Below are 21419 nucleotides of genomic sequence, written 5' to 3' on the forward strand. Positions count from 1 at the left end.
AGACCAAAGCGAGCCCCCCATGACCGAGCGTTTGCCAGAGTCGTCCGTCAACGGCATGAACGAGTACCGCAAGCTGTTGCTTGCCAACAAAGCCTGGGCACAGGAAAAGCTTGACTTGCGTCCCGATTACTTCATCCGCATGAAGGATGTCCAGTCGCCGGCCTACCTGTGGATCGGGTGTTCTGACAGTCGTGTGCCGGCCGAGGACATTACGGGCACGGAGCCGGGCGAACTGTTTGTCCATCGCAACGTGGCGAATCTCGTCATTCACACCGACATCAACCTGATGAGCGTCGTTGAGTACGCCATTGATGCGCTCGGCGTGCGCCACGTCATCATCTGTGGGCATTACAACTGCGGCGGGGTGAAAGCCGCCATGTCGCGCCAAAGCTTTGGTCTCATCAACAAATGGCTGCGCCATATCAAGGATGTGTACCGTAACTATGCCCGCGAGCTGGAGTCATTCACTGACCCGGAGGCGCGCTTCCGCCGGCTCGTCGAACTCAACACGATTGAACAGGTGCGGAATCTGGCCGAGACTTCGATTGTCCAGAAATCCTGGCTCAAGCGGAGGAGTCCCTGGCTTCACGGCTGGGTGTATGACATCCGCACCGGTTTGCTTCAGGAACTGACCTTGATTCGGCCGGGCGATTTGCCCGACGATATTTACCGTTACGAATTTCCGCCGGAGTCGCTGTAGGTCTCTGTCATGTCATCCGTCATGCTGGTGACCGGTAGCGCCAGTGGCATCGGGCGCTACGTTGCCGAGGCGTACTACCGCGCCGGTCACCGGGTTGTTTTTGCCGACCGGGCTGTGGCGCGGGTCAATGACATCTGTGCCGCCCTCGCTGCGGAAGCCGGCGGGGAAGCTGTCCCGTGGGCGCTGGATGTCCGGGATGAGCAGGCCTGGGAAGCCGCCATTGCCGACACCGTCAGCCGCTGGGGACAGCTCGACCTGGTGTTGAACATTGCTGGTTATCTCCACGTGGATGCGCTGCTGGCCGCGCCACTGGCGGCTGTCCATGACCACCTGGACATCAACGCCAAAGGCGTCATTTTTGGGACGCTGCTGGCGGCCCGCCAGATGGTCCGGCAGCCGCACGGCGGGCACATCATCAACGTGGCATCGCTGGCAGGGATTGCGGCCGTGCCGGGATTGACGCTATACACGGCATCCAAGTTCGCCGTGCGCGGTTTTTCGCTGGCTGCTGCCCAGGAACTTGCCCCCCACAAGGTGTCCGTAACGGTTGTCTGCCCGGATGCCGTTCAGACCCCGATGCTCGACTTACAGGTGCACCGGGCGGAAGCGGCTTTGACCTTCTCCGGGGGACGCATCCTGAGCGTGGCTGAAGTGGCAACGGCTATCGAGGAAGCGCGGCAGCGCCGACCGCTTGAAGTGACCCTGCCGCGACATCGGGGCTGGCTGGCGAAGCTGACCAGCCTGTATCCGCCGCTGACCACCTGGGTAGCCGCCTACCTCTGCCAGCGTGGACAGCGCCGGCAGGCCACATGGCAACAGAAGCCAGGATGATGACTGCCTGATGACCGACCGGATGATGAGCTGCGCACCTGCCCGTCCAACCCTTGCCGACATCGTATCCGCCCGCCGCCGGTCTGTGGCCGCTCACCACCCGGTTTCCCTGCCTGAACTGGCACCAGCCCGGGGAACGTTTCTCCCGGCCCTGCAGCAGAACCCATCCGCCATCATTGCCGAAATCAAACCCAGGTCACCGGCCGAAGGCGTCCTGCAGTCCACGCCCGATCTGGCGCGTGTGCTGACCGCCTATGACGCCCACGCCGTCGCGCTTTCGGTTCTGACCGAGCCGGACTACTTCGGGGGAAGTTTTGACCTGCTGGCCGCTGTGGCGCGCCAGTCCAGCCGCCCAACCCTGTGCAAGGACTTCGTGCTCGATGTGCGGCAGATACATGCGGCGCGTGCCGCCGGTGCGGAAGCCGTGCTGCTCATCGTCAAAATTCTCGACGACGAACAGCTCCGCCGGCTCTCCGCTGAAATCCAACGCTGGAACATGACGCCAGTCGTGGAAGTGCAGACCGAAGCCGAACTGGAACGCGCCCTGGCGCTGAACCCTTCCGTCATCCTCATCAACAACCGCAACCTGGAGACGTTTGACATCTCCTTGGAGACCACGCAACGTCTTGCACTGCGCGTACCTTCCCAGGTTGTGACCATTGCGGCCAGCGGTATCCGGTGCCGCGCCGACATCGAGGCGCTGCTTCCGTACTGCACACGCTTTCTCATCGGGACGCACCTGATGCGCGCGCCAGACCTGGAAGCTGCTTTCGCCGACCTTCTTGGAAAAGCGTATGCCTAAGCATCGTCCACCCAATCATTTTGGTGAAGTCTTTCCACCCGTGCCCTTTGATGCCGGGCGTTATGCCAAACGCCGCCGCCAGGTCTTCCGGCAACTCGGCGAGGATGTGCTGCTGCTGTACAATCCGCCGGAAGCGCACCGCACCCATGACCTGTTCTACCGCTACCGGCCGGATAGCGACGTGTATTACCTGACCGGCTTTGAAGAGCCGGAGGCGGTCGTGTTGCTGGTGGGGGGACCCTGTCCCAGGTTCATCATGTTCGTCCGTCCGCGTGACCCGGAACGCGAAATGTGGGATGGCCTCCGGGCCGGCGTTGAAGGGGCCGTCACCTGCTACGGCGCGGACGAAGCCTTTCCCATTGAAAGCTTTGACGCTGAGATTGGGCGCTACCTTGAGCACGCCCGGACGCTCTACTTCAAGTTCGGTCGGGACGAGCAGTTCAACCAGCGGGTTCTTACGGCTTTCCGCGCCGCTGCGCGGCGGCGGCATCGCCAGGGTCCGGCGCCGGGCGTCATCCGGGACACCCTGCCGCTGCTGGGCAGGATGCGGCTGGTCAAAGATGCCGATGAACTGCTGCGGATGCGCCGGGCGGCAGACATTGCTGCCGAAGCCCATCTGCGGGCCATGGAGCGCGCGCGTCCGGGGCAGTACGAGTTTGAAGTCGAGGCGGAACTGGAGTACGTCTTCCGCAAACGTGGCGCGCTGGGCAGTTCCTACACCTCGATTGTCGGCAGCGGCCCCAATGCCACGATCCTGCACTACAACACGAACAACAGCCGGCTCCGCGACGGCGACCTGCTGCTCATTGACGCCGGGGCGGAATATGGCTACTACGCCAGCGACATCACCCGGACGTTTCCCGTCGGACGGCAGTTCACCGCCGCCCAACGCGACATTTACGACTTGGTGCTTCAGGCACAAAAAGCGGCTATTGATGCCGTCCAGCCGGGCGCGCGCTTCAATGCCTACCACGAGGTCGCCCTCGACACCCTGATTGACGGACTGCGTCATCTCCGGCTGCTGAGCGGTTCGCACGACGAAATCAGGGAACTGCGAACCTATCTGAAATACTACATGCATCGCGCCGGCCACTGGCTCGGCAGTGATGTCCACGACGCCTGCACGTACTTCACCGACGAAACCCGCAACGGCCAGCACCTCTATGAAAAGCTGCGCCCCGGCTGCGTGGTCACCGTCGAGCCGGGACTCTACTTTGCGCCGGGTGTCAACGACACGCCGGAACACTACATTGGCATTGGCGTCCGCATCGAAGACGATGTGCTGGTGACACGTACCGGGAACGAAGTGCTGACGGCCGCCGTCCCCAAGGAAGTGGCCGACATCGAGGCCATTCGCTGTGCCGCGCTGACCCAGGAGAAAAACTACGCATGAGTGAGCCTTTGTTCGACCGGGTGAAGTTTTGCAGCAGTTGCAGCCGTCGCGCGACGGACGGCGACGTGGCCGCCCTTGGGACGCGGATTCGTCCACTGTTCCAAAAACAGCTCGAAAAGGATGGCTTTGGCACCTGTGTGGGCATCAGCAGCCGTCCCTGTTTTGCCAAATGCCCGGACAATGGCATCACCGTTGCCCTGAGTACCAGTGACGACAGCCTGCCGCGGGAAGTGTATATCGTAACCTCGTTGCGCGACCTGGATTACGTGTATGCCCGCCTGCTGGGCGAAGTTTAGTGTTTGTGCGAAACCCCTTTTTTCCGAAACCCCACGTGATGAGACAAACCATTTCCTGCCTGCTGCTTTCCCTGTGTCTGGGCTGGACACTGTGGGAAACCCCGGCGGTTGCCCAGTCGAAGTCCAAACCCAGCGACAAGTTCCGCCAGCTCGACGAACTGTTGCCCACCCCCAACGAATACCGTACGGCCTCTGGCGCGCCGGGACACAGGTACTGGCAAAATCGCGCCGACCACGTCATCAGTGTTGAACTCGATGACGAGCGCCAGCGCATCCAGGCCAGCGAGACCATCACCTACACGAACAACTCGCCCGATGAGCTGCGCTACCTCTGGTTGCAGCTCGACCAGAACATCTTTGCCAGGGACAGTGACGCCTTCCGCGCCCAGACTTCGGGTGGACTGGACCGCGTGCCCTTCTCTGTTCTCGACAGCCTGCTGCGCCGGCCCGAGTTCGACGGCGGTTACAAGATCACAGCCGTGAAAGACGCCAAGGGGCAGCCGCTCCGATATACCGTCGTCAAAACCATGATGCGTGTGGATTTGCCCACGCCGCTCAAGCCCGGCCAACAGGTGAGCTTTGCGGTGGACTGGAACTACAACATCAATGATGCCGTGAAGCTCGGCGGGCGCTCCGGGTACGAGTACTTCCCGAAGGACAAAAACTACATTTACGAAATTGCCCAGTGGTTTCCGCGCATGTGCGCCTATACGGATTACCGTGGCTGGCAGCACACGCAGTTTCTTGGGGCCGGTGAGTTTACGCTGGAGTTTGGCAACTACCGCGTGTCCATCACCGTGCCGGATGACCACATCGTGGCGGCGACGGGCGTCCTTCAGAACCCCAGGCAGGTGCTGACGCCGGAGCAGATCGCACGGCTGGAGCGCGCCAAAACGGCGGCGGCGCCGGTGCTCATCGTGACGCCGGAAGAGGCCCGGCGGGCGGAGCAGGGGCGTCCCACGGGCAGGAAAACCTGGATTTTTCAGGCGGAAAACGTCCGCGATTTTGCCTTTGCTTCCTCGCGGAAGTTCATCTGGGACGCCATGGGGCACAATGTCGAGGGCAACCAGGTCATGGCGATGTCGTACTATCCCAACGAGGGCAATCCCTTGTGGGAAAAGTATTCCACACACGCCATCATCCACACGCTCAACGTTTATTCGCGCTACACGTTTACCTATCCCTACCCGGTGGCCATTTCGGTCAACGGCCCCGTGGGCGGCATGGAATATCCGATGATCTGTTTCAACGGCCCGCGTCCGCTTGAAGATGGCACGTATTCGGCGCGTACGAAGTACGGTCTCATCAGCGTCATCATTCACGAAGTCGGCCATAACTTTTTCCCGATGATTGTCAACTCCGATGAGCGGCAGTGGACGTGGATGGATGAAGGTCTCAACACCTTTCTGCAATACCTTTCCGAGCAGGAATGGGAAGAAAAATATCCGTCGTTCCGGGGTGAACCACAGTACATCGTGGATTACATGAAGAGCGAAAACCAGGTGCCCATCATGACGCAGTCGGATTCGCTCCTGCAGTTTGGCAACAACGCCTATGCCAAGCCGGCGACGGCCCTCAACATTCTGCGTGAGACAATTCTGGGGCGGGAACTCTTTGACTATGCCTTCAAAGAGTACGCCCGGCGTTGGAAGTTCAAGCGCCCGGAACCGGCTGACTTCTTCCGTACCATGGAAGACGCTTCCGGCGTGGATTTGGATTGGTTCTGGCGCGGTTGGTTTTACTCCACCGATCACGTGGACATTTCGATTGAGAACGTCCGCTGGTATCGCCTCGATACCCAGAATCCTGATGTCGAGAAAGGACTTCGCCGCCAGGAACGTGAGTCGCGTCCGGTAACGCTTTCCCAGGAACGCAACAAGCCGCTGCCGAAGCGGGTGGACCAGTATCCCGACCTGAAGGATTTTTACAACCGGTATGACGAACTGGATGTGACTGAGATGGATCGGGAAATGTACCGGCAGTTTCTGGCGACGTTGACCGACCGCGAGAAAGAAATCCTCAATGCCGGGCTGAATTTCTACTTCGTGGATTTCAAAAACATCGGCGGTTTGGTCATGCCCATCATTCTGGAAGTGACCTACACGGACGGCACGAAGGAAGAAATGCGCTTTCCGGCTGAAATCTGGCGGCTCAACAACTTTGAAGTGTCCAAGCTCATTGTGACGCCAAAGGAAATTGCGAGCATCACGCTGGACCCGCGATTGGAAACGGCGGATGCTGATTTGGCGAACAACGTTTTCCCGCGCCGTCCGGTCAGGTCACGTTTCCAGGTCTTCAAGGAGCAGCGTCAGGGGCCGCCCAACCCGATGCAGTTGGAGCGCAAGGGGCAGAGTAAACCCCAGGGCGATAACCCACGGCCGTAAGCTTCCTGATAACGGCTTCGGGCCTTCACAGGAAGGTGAGGCTGAAAAACAACCCAGGTGTTACCGCTACCCTTTGTCGAGGCGGATGGATATACTCAGCCCATCATCTGTAAGCGTACCGGCGGTTTATGGCTTCCAGGGTTGGGTTTGTCATTCTTTCCCACCGCGGCACTGATTGGCCGCTTCTGGCCCGCTTGTTTCCCCGTTTGCGCGAACTGCCGGAAGCGAGCATTGCACTTCACCACGACACTTACCAGTCACCGCTCAACAGGGAACTGATTGAGCGGTACGATGTGCAGGTTGTCCCGGCAGTAGGGCGTACCAGTTGGTCAAATATCATCAATGTGTTTGCAACCGTCGCCGGTCTTGAAGTGCTTTTCCGGCAGCCAAGGCGTCCCCGCTGGTATGTGACACTTTCTCAAAGTTGCTATCCCATCAAGTCGGCATCGCACATTTCCAAAGTACTCGATGGACTGGAAGGCGACTTTTACATTGACATGCGCCTGGTCAATTTCCAGGCAAGCCATTTATTGCTTGATAAGTATGTTGAGGATGCCATCAGGAAGTACACGTTGTGTCATATACCGTTCATTTCCAGATATGGTCGTTTCTACTGGCGCCCACTCAAGATTTATCGTCCGAGAAGTGTTATCCCGTTCAGAGATAGCTTTTACGTTTTTCACGGATCAAACTGGCTGGTTCTTTCCGAATGCGCAGTAGAGTATTTGCTGAGACAGGACATTGCCTGTCATCCGGTAACAGAATTTTACCTGACACAGTATGACCAGCAAGATGATCGTCAGTCACCTTGTCCCCAGGAGATTGTGATACAAAGCATTCTTGGTAATGCCAGGGAGCTGAAGGGAGCTTGTCGCAACTGGCACTATATTGACTGGGAAGGCGCCAAAGATTGGCATCCCAATGTCTTAACCGAGCACCACTGGTCAGCCATCATTGCTTCAGACGCTCTTTGGGCGCGAAAATTTGATCTTGAGAAAAGCGCCACTTTGCTTAAGCGCATTGATACTGAAATTCTTGATGCCTGAACTTTACCTGCCTGGTTTTTTCTCACACTATCCTGCAATCTTTTCCAGTTCACTTTTGAATTTCCTGTGTATCGCCGCAGGATTCAATTCACCCCGGTGCAAGTGCATTGCAGCTTCACTCAATCTTTTTTGCTCGTCCCGATCAGTGGTTAATTTCTCCACAGCATCGCAGACGGATTGAGGGGAAGGATCGGTGACAACCAAGGCGCTGCGACGTTGCTGAGCAAATTTTACGACCGTGCAGTATTCCGGGCCCCAAACGATAATGGGCTTCCCAAAGGCGCAGTAGTCGCAGAACTTCGTCGTGAACGCTGTCTCAACAAAAAAGCGCACACCGGGGTCAAAGCTCATGACGACAAGCAGGAAGTCAGCTTTGGCGAGATGCTTTACGAGTTCATGGTTCGGCGTAAAGCCGTGGTAGGAACCATCCGCCCGTGCTGTTGCTTGCTCTTCGGCTGGCCAGTCACAAAGCCCGTAGAGGACAATTTTCGCCTTCCCACGCTGTAACATGGCTGTTCGTAACTGAGCCAGCATGGCTCCGTATGTGCCTTCAATGTTTCCCGCGTAAACCAGCCTTGGCAGGTGCTCCGCTGGTTGGTCATCAAGTGTAGTGGGTGAAATCACTTCCAGGTTGCCTGGAGGATAAAGCACATGGGCATTGGGGTGCGTCCCAAGTGCTTCACGCATACCGTCACTCACACAAAAGACAATGTCGCTTTGTTGATAAAGCTCCTGCCACCGGCGCTCAAGCAGGGGGCGTGTTGAAGCCAGGGCTGGAAAGTAGCGGGGCTTCCAATCGGCAAAGTATGTTGCCAGTGGAACTTTCAACCGGCGTGCCAGTTTTCGCGCCAGATGGCTCAGGCTGTTGTCAGCCAAAGCAACAATGACTTCTGGATTGAAAGCGCGAACCTTCTGCCACAACCACGGCGATATAAAGCCGGTTGCCACGAATTGCTCGTATGCCCAGGCCCATTCGTAAAAGCGGCTTCTTTTCAGGCGGCGAACAGGTTGTGGCGACCGGAAGGGCAGAAAAGCAACTGAAGGCGGCAGTGAGGGGAGGGTGATGGTGGGGAAGGCATCATCCAGCGGCGGCGAAATCACAAAGACTTTCAGGTCGCCGGGCTGAACGACCAATCGGTACATCAGGATTGACGCACCACGCCACTCAACTGGCGGCTCATCGCCCATATAAAGGACGCGCATTGACCTTGCTCCGGGAAAGGAGTTCACCTTTTCGGAATACAATCACACCCCTTGCCCGGTTTCACAAGATTCGGTTTACGCCAGAATTTCTGAAGCCGAGTCAGGCAGGTGTTTTGGGGCACGCAAAAACACCTGCCAGGCTTTCTTGCTCAGCAACTACGGGACTCACACCGCAGACGCTCAGAAAAACCGCATCGTGTAGGCAAACCGCACCCCACGTCCAATCTCCGGCGCGAACGCTTTGATAAATGACAGGTGATTGCGGTAGAGCCGGTCGCCCAGATTGAACCCGGTGACGGAAAACACATGCGCGGTGTGGGACGTGGTGACGGTGTACGACCCGACAAGGTTGACCACCGTGTAGCCGGCCGTTGGCTCTTCCAGCGTGAAAACCCGGTCCTGCCGGTTGGCCATCAGCAACTCCGGCATCAACCGCAGCCCCTTGAACGTTCCTTCCAGTGCCACCCGCGCGCGCAATGGCGGAATGCGGGGCAGGGGAAGGCCGGTTTTCAGCTCAGCGTTCGTATAATCGAGCTGGCTGTAAAACCAGAGATTGGGATGCAGGTTGATGTCGAGCTGGGCTTCCGTTCCCAAAAAGCGTGCGTCACCTTGGGTAAACACACCCACTGGCAGCCCGTCTTCAAACTCACCCGTCAACACGGGAAAAACAAACGAGCGAATGTCGTAGTAGTAAAACCCGGCACTGGCCCGGACGCGCCGCGACTGATGCCGGACACTGACCTCGATGCCGTTGGTGAGTTCCCGGCTCAGGTTGGCATCGCCAATTTCAAACAGCAACGTCCCAGGATGCGGCCCGAAGTTGTACAGCTCTTCCAGCGCCGGAGCGCGGTACGAGTGCGTGTAGTTGGCCGTCAACGCCCCGTTTTCCCACAGCCCCACCCGCAGCCCGACGCCGCCTGAAAAGCCGGTGAAACTGCGCGCCCGGTTGCCGCCGGTCGGTGCGTAGGCATTGCGCTCGATGCGTCCGCCGAACTGGAGGGCCGCCCGTTCAAACGTCACCTTTTCCAGCCCAAAGAAAGCAAAGTTGGTCTGGGTCGTCGCCGGCGTCAGCAGTTCCTCGCCCCGGGTTGAATAGTCCCGATACAGGCCCGAAGCACCCCACGTTCCCTGAAAGCGTCCAAGCGGACGGTGGTCAGCCAGGATACGGTAGGCGAAGGTGTCGTTGCGGAAGGCCGTTTCGACTTCGTTGGTTTCAACCTTGATTTCGTCGTGGCGGTAGCGGTTGTACTGAAGCTGTACCTGCACGTCAGTGAAAAAGGTGTCGAGATTCCGGGCGCCTGTCAGGAACCGAACCCCGTGCCGCCGGGGATTGAGACGAACCAGTTCACCCGGTTCGCCACCCTTGGGGCGCAAGGCGCGTTCCCGAACCCGCTCGTCGTCATCGTCGTCCGGCAGTGGCGGCACACCGTAATTTTGCCCGGCGTAGGTGTAGGCAACGTTGAAAAAGCCGCGTTGGCCATAGTAGCCCCCACCGCCACTGGCGTTGCCGCTCCGGGCAAAGGAGTTTTCAATGACCCCCAGCGGTGTGCGGTAATCACCTGCCCGCTGCCCGCCGCCGTTGGCAAAGACCATCCACGGGCCGCGGCCGTACTTGACACCCCCACTGCCACCACCAAGCGCATTGCCCGTGCCGCCAAAAGCCGTGACGTAACCTTGCAGTCCGGGATGGGACTCTTCATTGCCGGTCACGGCATTGACCACGCCCCCCACAGCCGTGCTGCCGTAAAGCAGCGTGGCCGGCCCCTTGACCACTTCCAGCCGTTCGACGCCCTGCAAGTCCACGATTTCGGCATGGTCTCCCGACTGGAAGCCAATCGAGCCGGTTGTCAGTCCATCCTGCGTGACAAGGACGCGGTCGCCATCGAAGCCCCGGATGACCGGACGCCCTGTGCCGGGACCGAAGGAGCGTTTGGCGACGCCGACTTCCCGTTCAAGGGCATCGCCCAGCGACACCGGCGCCCGCTCGGCCAGATCAAAGCTGTTGACGGTCGTGACCGCCTGAATGGCATCGCGGGTGGTTTCCTCCCGAAGCGTCGCCGTCACTGTCACCTGTTCGGTTTCGGCGCGGAGTTTCAGCGTGAAATCCAACGTCGTCGGTCCCTGAACGGTCACTGGCTGGACGACATCCGGGATGCGATCCAGGTGGGCAAACACCCGGTAGTTGCCCGGTGGAACGTTTTCAAAACGGTAATTTCCGTTTTCGTCCGTCATGGCAGAACGCCGCAGCTCGATGATGGTCACAACGGCTTCCGAAACGGGGCGGTCATCCCGTTCGAGTACGACCCGTCCCTGAAGCGTTGATCCCGACTGGGCCGCGGCACTGGCAACCCAGAGCAGACACCAGCCCAGGAAGCCGAGGGCCCAGCGCCATCTGAGCGGGGCAGAAGAGAAACACACTGGCATACAAATCCTCCGAAGATACGTGTTTCACGGCTTTTTATTTCACGAATTTTCCTAACTACCCAAGATGGTCGGAAGAATGCAACCGCTCGCCGCTGGTCGGGTGTGAGAAAAGATACTTGACTTTATACTTTTATAGTTATAAAAGTACGATAGCTTGCAGAACGAGGTGTTCCTGCCGTGATGTCCAGCTGGTGGAAGCGAATCGCCGTCGTGGTTGGAGTTATTTTTGGAGTGGCTGGACTCCTGTGGCTGGGCAGTCGGCTGGCCTCCCATAAGCCATCGGCGGCGGCTGAAAATCGTCCCGTGCTGACGGCGAATGTCAGCCGGGAAGTCGTGCGCCGGCAGCCCTATCCGCGAGTGTGGCGGATTGCGGGGACACTCCGGCCGCGGGAGGTCGCCAGCCTGTCCGCTGAAGTGACGGCGCGCGTGACATCCGTTGCCGTCAGGCTTGGCGACAGCGTCCGCGCCGGGCAGCGTCTGGTGACACTCGATGCCGCCCTCCCGACAGCCGGACTGGCGACGAGTCAGGCGGAAGTCGAAGCCCTGAAAAACGCAACCGAGGCCATCCGCCGCCGGATTGAAGCGGCTGAAGCCAACGTACGCGGGGCCCGCGCTGAACGCGATCTCGCCCAAACCATCTACGAACGGCAGGAAAAGCTTTTTGCCACTGGCGATGTGCCCCGGCAAAACCGCGACATTGCCGAGGGGCGGCTCAAGGCGGCTGAGGCTGCCCTTGAAGCCGCGGAGCGGCAGTTGGCGGCCGAGCAGGCGGAACTGGTCCGCGCCCAGGCGCAGGTTGCCGTCGGACAGCAACGCCGCCGCGAAGCCGAAACCCAAGTGGCGCAGACCCAGATTGTCGCACCTTTTGCCGGACGTATTGCCGCACGCCTGGTTGATCCCGGTGCGCTGGCTGCACCCGGCGTGCCACTGCTCGTCCTGGAATCGGTTGGCCCGTTGCGCGCCGTCGCTGAAGTCGAAGCCGAACCGGCAGCGGCCCTGCGCCTTGGACAAACCCTGCGGGTTGAACTGCCCGGTGGGGACGTGGTGGACGGAACGTTGGTTGAGCAAAGCCCGGCGGCTGATCCAGTGACGCGCACCGTCACCATCAAGGTTGAACTGCCACCGTCGGCCCAGGCCTCCAGCGGCATGTTTGTCCGCGTCCTGATACCGCGTGACATCCGCGATGTTCTGACCGTTCCGGCAGCGGCCGTCGCTGAGCAGGGTGGATTGCAGAGCGTCTTTGTCGTGGACGCAGCCGGCATCGTCCGGCGGCGCATCATCACCGTCGGCGAGCGGCTTGACGACCGGGTGGAAGTACTGACAGGGCTGCGCGAAGGCGAGACCGTGGTGTTTGGCCGCGCTGAGTTGCGTGATGGCGTCAGGCTGTCAGCGTCATAAGTTCGCTTGTCATCCAAGGAGGAACATTGGTTATGCCTATGGAACGTATCCTGTTTGTGATTGCCGGTGTTGTCGTCCTGGCGAGTCTGGCGGCCGGCGTGTGGTGGACGCCCTATGCCCTGCTGCTGACGGCTTTTGTCGGGCTGAATCTCATTCTGGGCGGGGTGGCGGATTGGTGTCCGATGATGGCCATTCTGCGCCGCCTGGGGGTCAAACGCGCGGCTGAAATAGCCTGCGAGCGGTAATGGGTGCGCGTCGCATCCTGTGAAGCAACTCCTGTGACGCAGTTCCTGCGACGGAAGTGGAGTTTGTTATGTCGGCTGAAACGGACAATCTCATGTCGCACATCGTGCGCTTTTTCATTCAGTCAAAGCTGACGCCGCTGGTCATTCTGGCTTCGGTGCTGGTCGGATTGGCGGCCGTATGGGCGTTGCCGCGCGAGGAAGAGCCACAGATTGTCGTTCCGATGATTGATGTCATGAGTCGTCTGCCCGGAGCCTCGGCGAAGGAGACCGAGCAGCGGCTGACGACGCCGTTGGAGCGGCTGGCATGGTCCATTCCCGGCGTGGAGTATGTCTATTCGACAACGACGCCCGGCGAGACCCTGGTGGTCGTCCGGTTTTTCGTGGGTGTGCCGGAAGAAGATGCTCTCGTCCGCCTGCGCCGACAGCTTGATGCCAATGCTGCTGCCCTGCCACCAGAAGCGACACCGCCCCAGGTGGTGGCCCGTTCGATAGATGACGTGCCCATCCTGGCACTGACCTTCTGGAGCGCCACCCAGGACGATCTTGCCCTGCGGCGCGTTGCGACCGAAGTGGAAAACATCGTCAAGCAGACGCCGGACGTTTCTGAAACCCAGGTCATGGGCGGAGCGCGGCGGCAGTTTCGGATCATCGTTGATCCGGCACGGATGGAGGCCTACGGCCTGACGGCGGATACCTTGGCCAACCGCCTTGCGGCTGCCAACCAGGGGCTGTCGCCTTCCGAAGTGGCCCGTGATGACAAAGCGCGCGTTGTCATCGCCACAGCTACCGTGGACAGTGCGGCGGCCCTGGGAGAGATTGTCGTCGGCGGAAGCCCGGAGCGGTGGATTCGCCTGCGCGATGTCGCCGACATCCGGGATGGCGCTGAGGAAATGACGCACTTTGTGCGTCATGCGGCACGTGATGAAACGACCGGGCAGCCCATCGGTGAATATCCGGCTGTGACGCTTTCCATCTCCAAGCGGAAGGGGGTCAATGCGACACAACTGGCCGATGAAATCCTCAAGCGGGTTGAAGCGCGCCAAGGGGATGTCATTCCTTCCGATGTGCACCTGACGGTGACGCGCAACTATGGTGTGACCGCCGCCGAGAAATCCAATGAGCTGCTGTTTCACATGTTCATTGCCGTCGTTTCCGTCATGGTGCTCATTGGCTTCATGCTTGGCTGGCGTGAATCGTGGATTGTCGGCGTTGCCATTCCGGTCACGCTGGCGCTGACGCTGGCTACCTTTTACTGGCTGGGCTTTACACTCAACCGCATCACACTGTTTGCCCTGATTTTCTCGATTGGGATTCTGGTGGATGACCCCATCGTGGATGTCGAAAACATCGTGCGTCATGCGCGCATGGCCAAAAATCGCCGGCGGTCGGCGCTGGACATCACGGTGGAAGCCGTCAATGAAGTCCGTTCGCCGCTGATTTTGGCGACGCTGGCCGTGATGGCGGCGATTTTGCCCATGGCGTTTGTCGGCGGACTGATGGGGCCCTACATGCGGCCGATTCCAATTGGAGCTTCGGCAGCGATGGCCTTTTCAATGCTGGTCGCCTTTGTGGTCACGCCCTGGGCCGCTTACCGGATTCTTTCCCGCAGGGCCTACTCTGGTCACGGCCACGCAGGAGGTGGCGAACACGAAGGTGAACCGGAAGGCTTCATCACGCGGCTTTACCGGCGCGTCATGAAGCGCATCATTTACGAGCCGAAATGGCGGTGGTGGTTTCTGGGCGGTATCGTCGGATTGCTTCTCATCGCTCTCCTGCTGGTGCCGCTCAAGGCCGTCATCGTCAAGATGCTGCCCTTTGATGACAAGTCGGAGTTTCAAGTCATCGTGGACATGCCGGAAGGCACACCGCTGGAGCGTACCGGTGCGCTGGCGCGTGAGTTGACCGATTACCTGCTGACCCAGTCCGATGTGCGTGATGTCCAGTCCTACGTCGGGACGGCCGCGCCCTACAACTTCAACGGGTTGGTGCGGCATTACTTTCTGCGGCGCGGGCCGCTGGTGGCTGATTTGCAGGTCAACCTGACAGACCGGCATGACCGTGCGGCCAAATCGCACGACATTGCCAGGCAGGTACGTCCGGCGCTCACGGCGCTGGCGGAAAAGTACGGTGCGCGCATCAAGGTTGCCGAGGTTCCGCCGGGCCCGCCGGTGCTTTCCACACTGGTTGCTGAAATCTACGGCCCGGATGATGCTGAACGGGAGCGCCTTGCCCGTGAAGTGCGGACGATTTTCGAGCGAACTGAAGGGGTTGTGGATGTGGACTGGTACGGCGTCGAGCCACAGCCCCAGACCGTCTTTCGCCTCGACCGCGAACGGCTGGCGTGGTATGGCGTTTCGGAACAGGACGTGTTGGGTACGCTGGAGTGGGCGCTGAGCAAGCGGGTCATCGGTCTGGCTCATCTCCCGACCGAGCGCGAGCCGACACCGATTGTGTTGGAGACTCCCCGTGCCTTCCGGTCGGATGCTGATGCCTTGGCGCGCCTGCGCCTGTCCGGCCGGCAGGGAAGTGGTGTGGCGATTGGGGAACTCGTGCGGCGTGAGGATGGACTGGCCGAGCCTCCGCTGTATCACAAGAATCTGATGCCGGTGGTGTATGTCACTGGCGACACCGGTGGGCGGACGGAAAGCCCGGTGTATGCCATTCTCAAACTCAACGCGGCGCTGGACGAACTCAAGCTGCCGGACGGAACCGTGATGGAGCGCTACGTTGCCCGCCAGCCGGAAAGCGACGCCCGGTATGCCATGAAATGGGATGGCGAGTGGCACATCACTTATGAAGTCTTCCGTGACCTGGGGCTGGCGTTTGCCGTCGTACTGGTGCTCATCTATGTACTGACAGTGGGTTGGTTCGATTCCTTCATCACGCCGCTGGTCATCATGGCTGCGATTCCCTTTTCGCTGGTCGGGATTTTGCCGGCCCATGCCGCCTTTGGAGTGTTTTTCACGGCAACCTCGATGATTGGCTTCATTGCCGGAGCCGGCATCGTGGTGCGCAACTCGATTATTCTGGTGGACTTTATCGAGTTGCGGCTGGCGGAGGGCATGCCGCTGGAAGAAGCTGTGATTGATGCCGGCGCTGTCCGTTTCCGTCCGATGGTGTTGACGGCTGCGGCCGTGATTGTCGGGGCCGGAATCATCCTTCTCGATCCGATTTTTCAGGGCTTGGCGCTGGCGCTGATTTCGGGTGAAATTGCCAGCCTGTTCCTGTCACGCCTCGCTGTTCCAACGCTATACTACCTTGCGCATCGCCTGCGGCCGGTAGCTGCACGTCCATTGCCGGAGGACCGTGCAGAAGCGCCCGTGGCTGATGTGGCTGAAGTTGAAACTGCCTTGAAGTCCTAGTGGTGACGTTTATGCCAATCTCCTCCCACCGTTTGAGTGACGAAGCCCTGGAACTGGTAGCGGCCCGCTTTCGTGTGTTGTCCGAACCGACACGCCTGAAGTTGCTCAACCTCCTGCGGGAGCATGGGGAACTGAACGTGACGGAAATCGTCGCCGAGACAGGCTACGGCCAGGCCAATGTTTCCAAGCACCTGATGCAGTTGCTTGAAGCTGGCATGGTCGCCCGCCGCCGGGACGGGACGAGCGTGCGGTACCGCATCGCCGACGAGAGCATCTTTGCCCTGTGCGAACTGGTGTGTGCCGGTATCGAAGCCCAGTTGCAGGCGCGGCAGGCGGCGCTAGCCACGAACTCATAGCAGCTCAATAGTCTGAAAAAACGTTGGCGGACTTGAACCGACAGCAGGGGGCTGTCACGGTCTCTTGCCCAGACAAGCTCCTGTAACGCCACAGTTAGGTGGTTGAAACGTAACCGATGTAAGCACAGAAAACAGCGTATTAAACTTCCGTGGAGGCTTCGGTATGAAGTCCAATTTTTTGCAGAAAGTTTTTATGACTTTCTGGATAGGCTCTCTTTGCAGTCTTGTTTGGGGACAAGCCAATGTTACCGGTGGCGCTCTGAGTGGTGTTGTCAGGGATGATTCCGCTGCGGTCATTGGCAACGCCGCAGTCAAGGTCAAAAACGTCGAGACCGGGCTAACCCGTGAAACCACGACTGGCGAAGACGGGACGTTTCGCCTTCCAGCCCTTCCCGCCGGAGTTTATGATGTTACCGTAAGCTCTGCTGGTTTTACTGAATTGACACGGCGGGCTACGGTCCTGATTGGACAAACAGCCAGTGTGGAAATTGTCCTCTCAACGAGCCAGGTTAGCGAAGCCATCAACGTAACTGCTGACTCTTCATCAATTGTCGAGACTGCCCGCACTCAGCAATCCACTACGGTCAATGAGCGTGCGGTGAAGGATTTACCGGTCAATGGGCGAAATTTTCTTGACTTCATTCGCTTGACACCTGGGATCAATGTTGATCCACGCGGTGGTGACTATTCTGCTGGAGGACTGCGCGGCACATTCAATAGCCTGCTCATTGATGGCGCAGATAACAACAACACCTTTTTCGGGCAGACTCTTGGGAGAACGGGTGTACGCGCACCATACCAGTTCAGCCAAAGTTCAGTAAAAGAATTTCAGGTAAACACCAACAGCTATGCAGCGGAATTTGGAAGGGCAGGCGGGGCGCTTGTCAATGTTATCACAAAATCCGGAACCAATGAGTTTCACGGCGAAGGATTCTATTTTTTCCGGGATAATGCACTCAATGCCAACGACGGGTTCATTCGGTCCTTGCCCAGCCCACGTAACCGTAAGCCTGATTTGCGAATTCAGCAGTTTGGTGGGTCTGTCGGTGGACCTATTCGCAAAGATAAACTGTTTTTCTTTTTTACCTACGACGGACAAAGGCGAAACGACCCGGTTGTAGTCGCACCACTCGTTCCGATTCCAACCTCCTTCTCTCCTGCTGTTCCCCCGGATGTCGCCCAACGGACAATCGCATTCCTCAATGAACAGACCACGCCATACCAGCTAGGTTTCAACCAGGATGTTTACATGGGGAAGGTTGACTGGCAGATCAATAACGACAACCGTCTTTCCGTGCGCTACAACCGCCAACTCTTCAAGGGAAAGAACCTGGAAAATTCAGGTCAGATTCGCAGTGTAAGTGCAACCGGTAATTCCAACTCAACGACTGATACCGTAACCGGTCAAATCACGACTGTCCTGACTCCGAATCTCATCAATGAAGGAAGAATAGGATTTTCGCGTGATCAGCAGCTTGGCACTGCAAACAGCACGTCGCCGGAAACCATCATCAACAGTCCGGCCGGGAACACGCTCGTTTTCGGTCGAAACAACTTCAGCCCCCGTGAAACAACCGAGCGTCGCTTTCAAGTGACCAACACCCTGACTTATGTACGGGGACGCCACACGTACAAAGCCGGTTTCGATTTTATTTTCAATCGAATCTTCAACTTCTTTCCGGGCTTTTTTGGTGGAAGCTACGTCTTCAACAGTTATGAAGACTTTGCCCTTCGCCGTCCAAGCGGTGCCGGTGCAACGGCAATTGTCTATCAGCAGGCCTTTGCCGGACCAAACACCAACGGCCCACGCTCTTTCCCGAATACGAGTGAGTATGGTTGGTTTGTACAGGACGACTGGAATATCACCAACCGCTTCAAACTCTACTACGGCATTCGCTATGATGCGCAGGTCAAGGATGAGCCGCCGGTGCTCAACGACGATCCGCGGCTCTTGACACTTGGTATTCGTACTGCCGGTCTCAGGCAGGACCTGAATAACTTTGCTCCCCGTCTCGGCTTCAGTTGGAATCTGTTTGGAGATGGAAAAACCGTATTGCGCGGAGGGTACGGGATTTTTTACGCCCGTACGCCAAGTATCGTGACCGGTACGGCGCACACCCAGAACGGTCTGAGTGTGAGGACGCTGCAATTTACGCAAGCTCAACTGGCAACGACCGGACTCACCTATCCAAACACCTTTGCCGCACCACCGTCCGGTGTCACCCCACCTGCGCTGCAACTGTTTTTCTTTTCACCTGGTTATGTTGATCCCATGGTTCACCAGGCGAGCCTAGGGGTTGAGCGTGAGCTGACCCGCGATCTGTCGCTCTCGGTCTCCTACCTGTTCACACGGGGTATCCGGTTGACCAGAACCCGCGACATCAACCTGCGCCAGCCAATCCCGATTACCGTCAATGTCGCAGGTCGAACCCCGGTCATTATTCCCCGCTACGTCCTTGCGCCCGGCTCGAATGTAACCGCCAGATTGACGAACTTTCTTCCCACTCCGCCGGGTACAAACGTGAGCTATGGACGCCTGTTTCAGTTTGAAAACACGGGTGATTCGGTCTATCACGCACTGGCATTACAACTGACAAAGCGGTTTAGCCAGAACTTCCAGTTCCTGCTGGCTTACACCTGGTCAAAGGCAATTGACAACCGACCAGACCAAACCATCGTGACCGCTGGGGGTGGAGATACCAGCCGCCTGGTGGCTGACCCACTCAACATTCGCACCGAGCGGGCGCGGGCTGATGTGGATATACCCCACCGGTTTGTTCTGAGTTACGTTTGGGATTTGGCTTACGCCCGCAATCTGCAAAACCGGCCCGCCCGCCTTTTGCTGGATGGCTTTCAACTGAGCGGGATTGTGACAGCCACTTCAGGGAGTCCTTTTTCAGCGTTGGCAGGTGGCGACCTGAATGGCGACGGCACGCCTGGTAACGATCGGGCCCCCTTTGTCGGGCGCAATACATTTCGGCGTAAAGCCTTTGTATCGTTCGATTTACGGCTGACCCGCACGATTCCCGTCACTGAGCGGTACCGGATTGAACTCATTGCCGAAGCCTTCAATCTGTTCAATCGCTTCAACCAGTCAGCGGTACAGGTCAACCAGTTTTCCTTTGCGACACCAGGTGGTGTGCCGACGCTGACTCCACGGGCCGATTTTCGTTCGGTCAATGGACCAGGCGTTGCCCCACGGGTCATACAGCTTGCGGCCAAGTTTGTGTTTTGATGTGTTTGCTTCCTGAACCGGATGAGCTTTGGGCTTCCATCCAGGCGACGGATGCCCGTCACCTGGATGGAATGCCGGCCGAGGTTGAAAACCCCGCCGCTAGCTGACAAGCACCTTGTAGCGGTAGGTCAGGGTGACTTCTTCACCGGCTTTCAACGGAAATTCCCAGGTCAATTTCGAGGTCGGGTTGACGGTCTGAATGGCCTCGGTCGTCCGCTCGACCTTCGCGTTCGGGGTGGTCGTCAGTACCTCGCCTGCAACCTCCCGGCGGACGACCATCTGCACGTCCTTTGACTTGTAATTCCTGAGCTTGAGGGTGCCCTGTACGGTGACGACACTGTAGGTCGTGCGGTTGATGGTGACAGCATCATTTTCACGTTTGACTTCCTGCTCCTGACGCTGGGTGCGGATGTCCGTGGCGACCGTCAGACGGAGATTGGTCACGGCCCCGGCCGGTGTGTAGTCCAGGATTTCCTGAGCCAGAGGCTGCTGCCCGCTGAGCACCAGTGCCGGGGCGGTCGTCCACGGCAGCTTGAGCGTGTTGGACAGACGGATGACGTGCCAGACCGGCTCGGTCGGGTCCTTGGGCGTCGGGCGCGGCCGGTAGGTCACAACGGGTGGCGTGTCCGTGGCTTCCCATTCGTACAGGTGCTCGTAGCTGACACGCCCCGAAAAGACCTGATAGGCCGCCCGTTCGCCCTTCGCAAGGGTGACATTCTGACGGCCGTAGAGAAACAGGTCTTCTTCGGATTGGGCGGCACCTTCAATTGCGCCACCAATGGCACTGTCATCGTCCGCATCGGGACGGGGGCGATAACCGGCCGGCCGCTGCACCATGATGGCATTCGACATGACATTTCCGTTCTCATCCGTCTGGCGATTCATCAGGCTGGACAGGAAGCCGGTCAGCGATTGTTGCAGGGACAGCGGGGAAACGACCTGGGCAAAGGTGAAGTTGGGAAAGCCGACAACGAAAAAGACCTCGGCCTGTTCAAGGTCTTCCGCGTCGTTGATGACCACGGCCTGCATGGCAATGGTGGCGGTTTTGTCATCTTCAAGGGTGATACGGTAAGCCGGCGTCCAGCCGAAACCACCCCGGAGGTATCCCATTGAAAGACCAACCGGGCCGCTGGCGCCTTTCGTGCGGAAGCGCAGAACCGGCTGTTTCCCGCTGCTTGTGCCTTCCGGCAGGCGTGGGACTTCGAGGCGCGCTGCCGGAAGTTCATAGAAGACAACCTGTTTGACATCCTGTTCCCGGAACACCAGGTAGGTCCTGCCTGAGCCTTCGCCGGTTTCGAGATAGAGTGGGGAGGCGGCCGGGTTGGGGCCAAAGGCGCGCACCACGCCCGACAGTTCCTTCCCGCTGTCCAGTGTCAGCAAAACCCGTTTTCCGAGGTTGGCGCGAAGGAGATCGGAGGTGGATGCCACCGGACGCACTTCCGTGATCTGGCCGGCCGGAATTTCCGTGGCCAGCAGTTCATCGAGTGTGAGATCGGCTTGTGTCGGCGCTACCCAGAGCGTCCCCAGCGCCGCCGGGGGGATATGCGTCAAATAGCCGGCCCCCTGGCTGGTTTCGGCCTGACCCTGACAGATGAAGAAAGCCAGTCCGTTTTTGAAGGCCGCCACCGTGGTGGGTTTCAGGCGGGTGGCAGGGAAGGGTGTCATTTGGGCGGTCGCCGGCGTTACGAGGAGGCTGGCCATGACAGGTGCCAGAAAAGCTCGCATGGTGAAGTGTCCTTGGGGG

General features: G+C 58.9%; 15 protein-coding genes. 12 read left to right on the forward strand and 3 right to left on the reverse strand.

The features are described 5' to 3' along the window. Positions 1-19 precede the first annotated feature (19 nt). The 7 genes from J8C05_RS04335 to J8C05_RS04365 all read left to right on the forward strand — a co-directional run bounded on the left by J8C05_RS04335 (position 20) and on the right by J8C05_RS04365 (position 7452). Positions 20-700, forward strand: coding sequence for a carbonic anhydrase (locus J8C05_RS04335; protein WP_246840744.1), 681 nt, complete (start codon positions 20-22; stop codon positions 698-700). A gap of 9 nt (positions 701-709) precedes the next feature. Then, positions 710-1531 (forward strand): SDR family oxidoreductase, encoded by an 822-nt coding sequence (locus J8C05_RS04340; RefSeq protein ID WP_211422958.1) that lies wholly within the window; start codon positions 710-712, stop codon positions 1529-1531. Between the two features lie 10 nt (positions 1532-1541). After that, the gene (locus tag J8C05_RS04345) at positions 1542-2333 is read left to right on the forward strand and encodes an indole-3-glycerol phosphate synthase TrpC (protein WP_211422959.1); all 792 of its coding nucleotides are present in this window, start codon (positions 1542-1544) and stop codon (positions 2331-2333) included. Further along, a complete protein-coding gene (locus tag J8C05_RS04350) occupies positions 2326-3726 on the forward strand; it encodes an aminopeptidase P N-terminal domain-containing protein (RefSeq protein WP_211422960.1) in 1401 nt (466 codons plus the stop codon). The genes J8C05_RS04345 and J8C05_RS04350 overlap by 8 nt, the downstream gene beginning before the upstream one ends. Further along, positions 3723-4022 carry a hypothetical protein gene (locus J8C05_RS04355; protein ID WP_014099398.1) on the forward strand — a complete coding sequence of 100 codons (300 nt, stop codon included), beginning with the start codon at positions 3723-3725 and terminating at the stop codon, positions 4020-4022. The genes J8C05_RS04350 and J8C05_RS04355 overlap by 4 nt, the downstream gene beginning before the upstream one ends. A gap of 38 nt (positions 4023-4060) precedes the next feature. Beyond that, positions 4061-6406: a M1 family metallopeptidase gene (locus tag J8C05_RS04360; RefSeq protein ID WP_211422961.1), complete on the forward strand. Its 2346-nt coding sequence runs from the start codon at positions 4061-4063 to the stop codon at positions 6404-6406. Between the two features lie 128 nt (positions 6407-6534). Continuing rightward, positions 6535-7452, forward strand: coding sequence for a beta-1,6-N-acetylglucosaminyltransferase (locus tag J8C05_RS04365; protein WP_246840745.1), 918 nt, complete (start codon positions 6535-6537; stop codon positions 7450-7452). A 27-nt stretch (positions 7453-7479) separates the two neighbouring features. Here the strand turns inward: J8C05_RS04365 and J8C05_RS04370 are convergent, their stop codons facing one another. Together J8C05_RS04370 and J8C05_RS04375 are read right to left on the reverse strand one after the other, a co-directional pair. Beyond that, entirely contained in the window at positions 7480-8655 is a 1176-nt protein-coding gene (locus J8C05_RS04370; protein WP_211422962.1) for a glycosyltransferase, read from the reverse strand. A gap of 180 nt (positions 8656-8835) precedes the next feature. Beyond that, positions 8836-11079, reverse strand: coding sequence for a TonB-dependent receptor (locus J8C05_RS04375; protein WP_211422963.1), 2244 nt, complete (start codon positions 11077-11079; stop codon positions 8836-8838). Positions 11080-11259: 180 nt separating this feature from the next. On the opposite strand from J8C05_RS04375, the gene J8C05_RS04380 reads away from it, so the two are divergent. The 5 genes from J8C05_RS04380 (at position 11260) to J8C05_RS04400 (ending at position 19675) form a co-directional block, all read left to right on the forward strand. Further along, a complete protein-coding gene (locus J8C05_RS04380) occupies positions 11260-12477 on the forward strand; it encodes an efflux RND transporter periplasmic adaptor subunit (protein WP_211422964.1) in 1218 nt (405 codons plus the stop codon). Between the two features lie 32 nt (positions 12478-12509). Beyond that, the gene (locus tag J8C05_RS04385) at positions 12510-12722 is read left to right on the forward strand and encodes a YgaP family membrane protein (RefSeq protein ID WP_041569081.1); all 213 of its coding nucleotides are present in this window, start codon (positions 12510-12512) and stop codon (positions 12720-12722) included. A 68-nt stretch (positions 12723-12790) separates the two neighbouring features. Continuing rightward, positions 12791-16084, forward strand: a complete 3294-nt coding sequence (locus J8C05_RS04390) for an efflux RND transporter permease subunit (protein ID WP_211422965.1) — start codon at positions 12791-12793, stop codon at positions 16082-16084. Positions 16085-16095: 11 nt separating this feature from the next. Continuing rightward, on the forward strand, positions 16096-16440 hold the full coding sequence (locus tag J8C05_RS04395) for an ArsR/SmtB family transcription factor (RefSeq protein WP_211422966.1): 345 nt from the start codon (positions 16096-16098) through the stop codon (positions 16438-16440). Between the two features lie 163 nt (positions 16441-16603). Then, positions 16604-19675, forward strand: a complete 3072-nt coding sequence (locus tag J8C05_RS04400; protein WP_211422967.1) for a TonB-dependent receptor — start codon at positions 16604-16606, stop codon at positions 19673-19675. A gap of 99 nt (positions 19676-19774) precedes the next feature. On the opposite strand, the gene J8C05_RS04405 is transcribed toward J8C05_RS04400, so the two are convergent. Beyond that, entirely contained in the window at positions 19775-21400 is a 1626-nt protein-coding gene (locus J8C05_RS04405; RefSeq protein WP_211422968.1) for a hypothetical protein, read from the reverse strand. Positions 21401-21419 lie beyond the last annotated feature (19 nt).

The organism is Chloracidobacterium sp. N, assembly GCF_018304765.1.
GTDB classification, from domain to species: domain Bacteria; phylum Acidobacteriota; class Blastocatellia; order Chloracidobacteriales; family Chloracidobacteriaceae; genus Chloracidobacterium; species Chloracidobacterium aggregatum.

Excerpts from the sequence above, each read along its gene's own strand:
- J8C05_RS04335 (WP_246840744.1), top strand. The coding sequence starts at position 20 with ATGACCGAGCGTTTGCCAGAGTCGTCCGTCAACGGCATGAACGAGTAC.
- J8C05_RS04340 (WP_211422958.1), top strand. The coding sequence starts at position 710 with ATGTCATCCGTCATGCTGGTGACCGGTAGCGCCAGTGGCATCGGGCGC.
- J8C05_RS04345 (WP_211422959.1), top strand. The coding sequence starts at position 1,542 with ATGACCGACCGGATGATGAGCTGCGCACCTGCCCGTCCAACCCTTGCC.
- J8C05_RS04350 (WP_211422960.1), top strand. The coding sequence starts at position 2,326 with ATGCCTAAGCATCGTCCACCCAATCATTTTGGTGAAGTCTTTCCACCC.
- J8C05_RS04355 (WP_014099398.1), top strand. The coding sequence starts at position 3,723 with ATGAGTGAGCCTTTGTTCGACCGGGTGAAGTTTTGCAGCAGTTGCAGC.
- J8C05_RS04360 (WP_211422961.1), top strand. The coding sequence starts at position 4,061 with ATGAGACAAACCATTTCCTGCCTGCTGCTTTCCCTGTGTCTGGGCTGG.
- J8C05_RS04365 (WP_246840745.1), top strand. The coding sequence starts at position 6,535 with ATGGCTTCCAGGGTTGGGTTTGTCATTCTTTCCCACCGCGGCACTGAT.
- J8C05_RS04370 (WP_211422962.1), bottom strand. The coding sequence starts at position 8,655 with ATGCGCGTCCTTTATATGGGCGATGAGCCGCCAGTTGAGTGGCGTGGT.
- J8C05_RS04375 (WP_211422963.1), bottom strand. The coding sequence starts at position 11,079 with ATGCCAGTGTGTTTCTCTTCTGCCCCGCTCAGATGGCGCTGGGCCCTC.
- J8C05_RS04380 (WP_211422964.1), top strand. The coding sequence starts at position 11,260 with ATGTCCAGCTGGTGGAAGCGAATCGCCGTCGTGGTTGGAGTTATTTTT.
- J8C05_RS04385 (WP_041569081.1), top strand. The coding sequence starts at position 12,510 with ATGCCTATGGAACGTATCCTGTTTGTGATTGCCGGTGTTGTCGTCCTG.
- J8C05_RS04390 (WP_211422965.1), top strand. The coding sequence starts at position 12,791 with ATGTCGGCTGAAACGGACAATCTCATGTCGCACATCGTGCGCTTTTTC.
- J8C05_RS04395 (WP_211422966.1), top strand. The coding sequence starts at position 16,096 with ATGCCAATCTCCTCCCACCGTTTGAGTGACGAAGCCCTGGAACTGGTA.
- J8C05_RS04400 (WP_211422967.1), top strand. The coding sequence starts at position 16,604 with ATGAAGTCCAATTTTTTGCAGAAAGTTTTTATGACTTTCTGGATAGGC.
- J8C05_RS04405 (WP_211422968.1), bottom strand. The coding sequence starts at position 21,400 with ATGCGAGCTTTTCTGGCACCTGTCATGGCCAGCCTCCTCGTAACGCCG.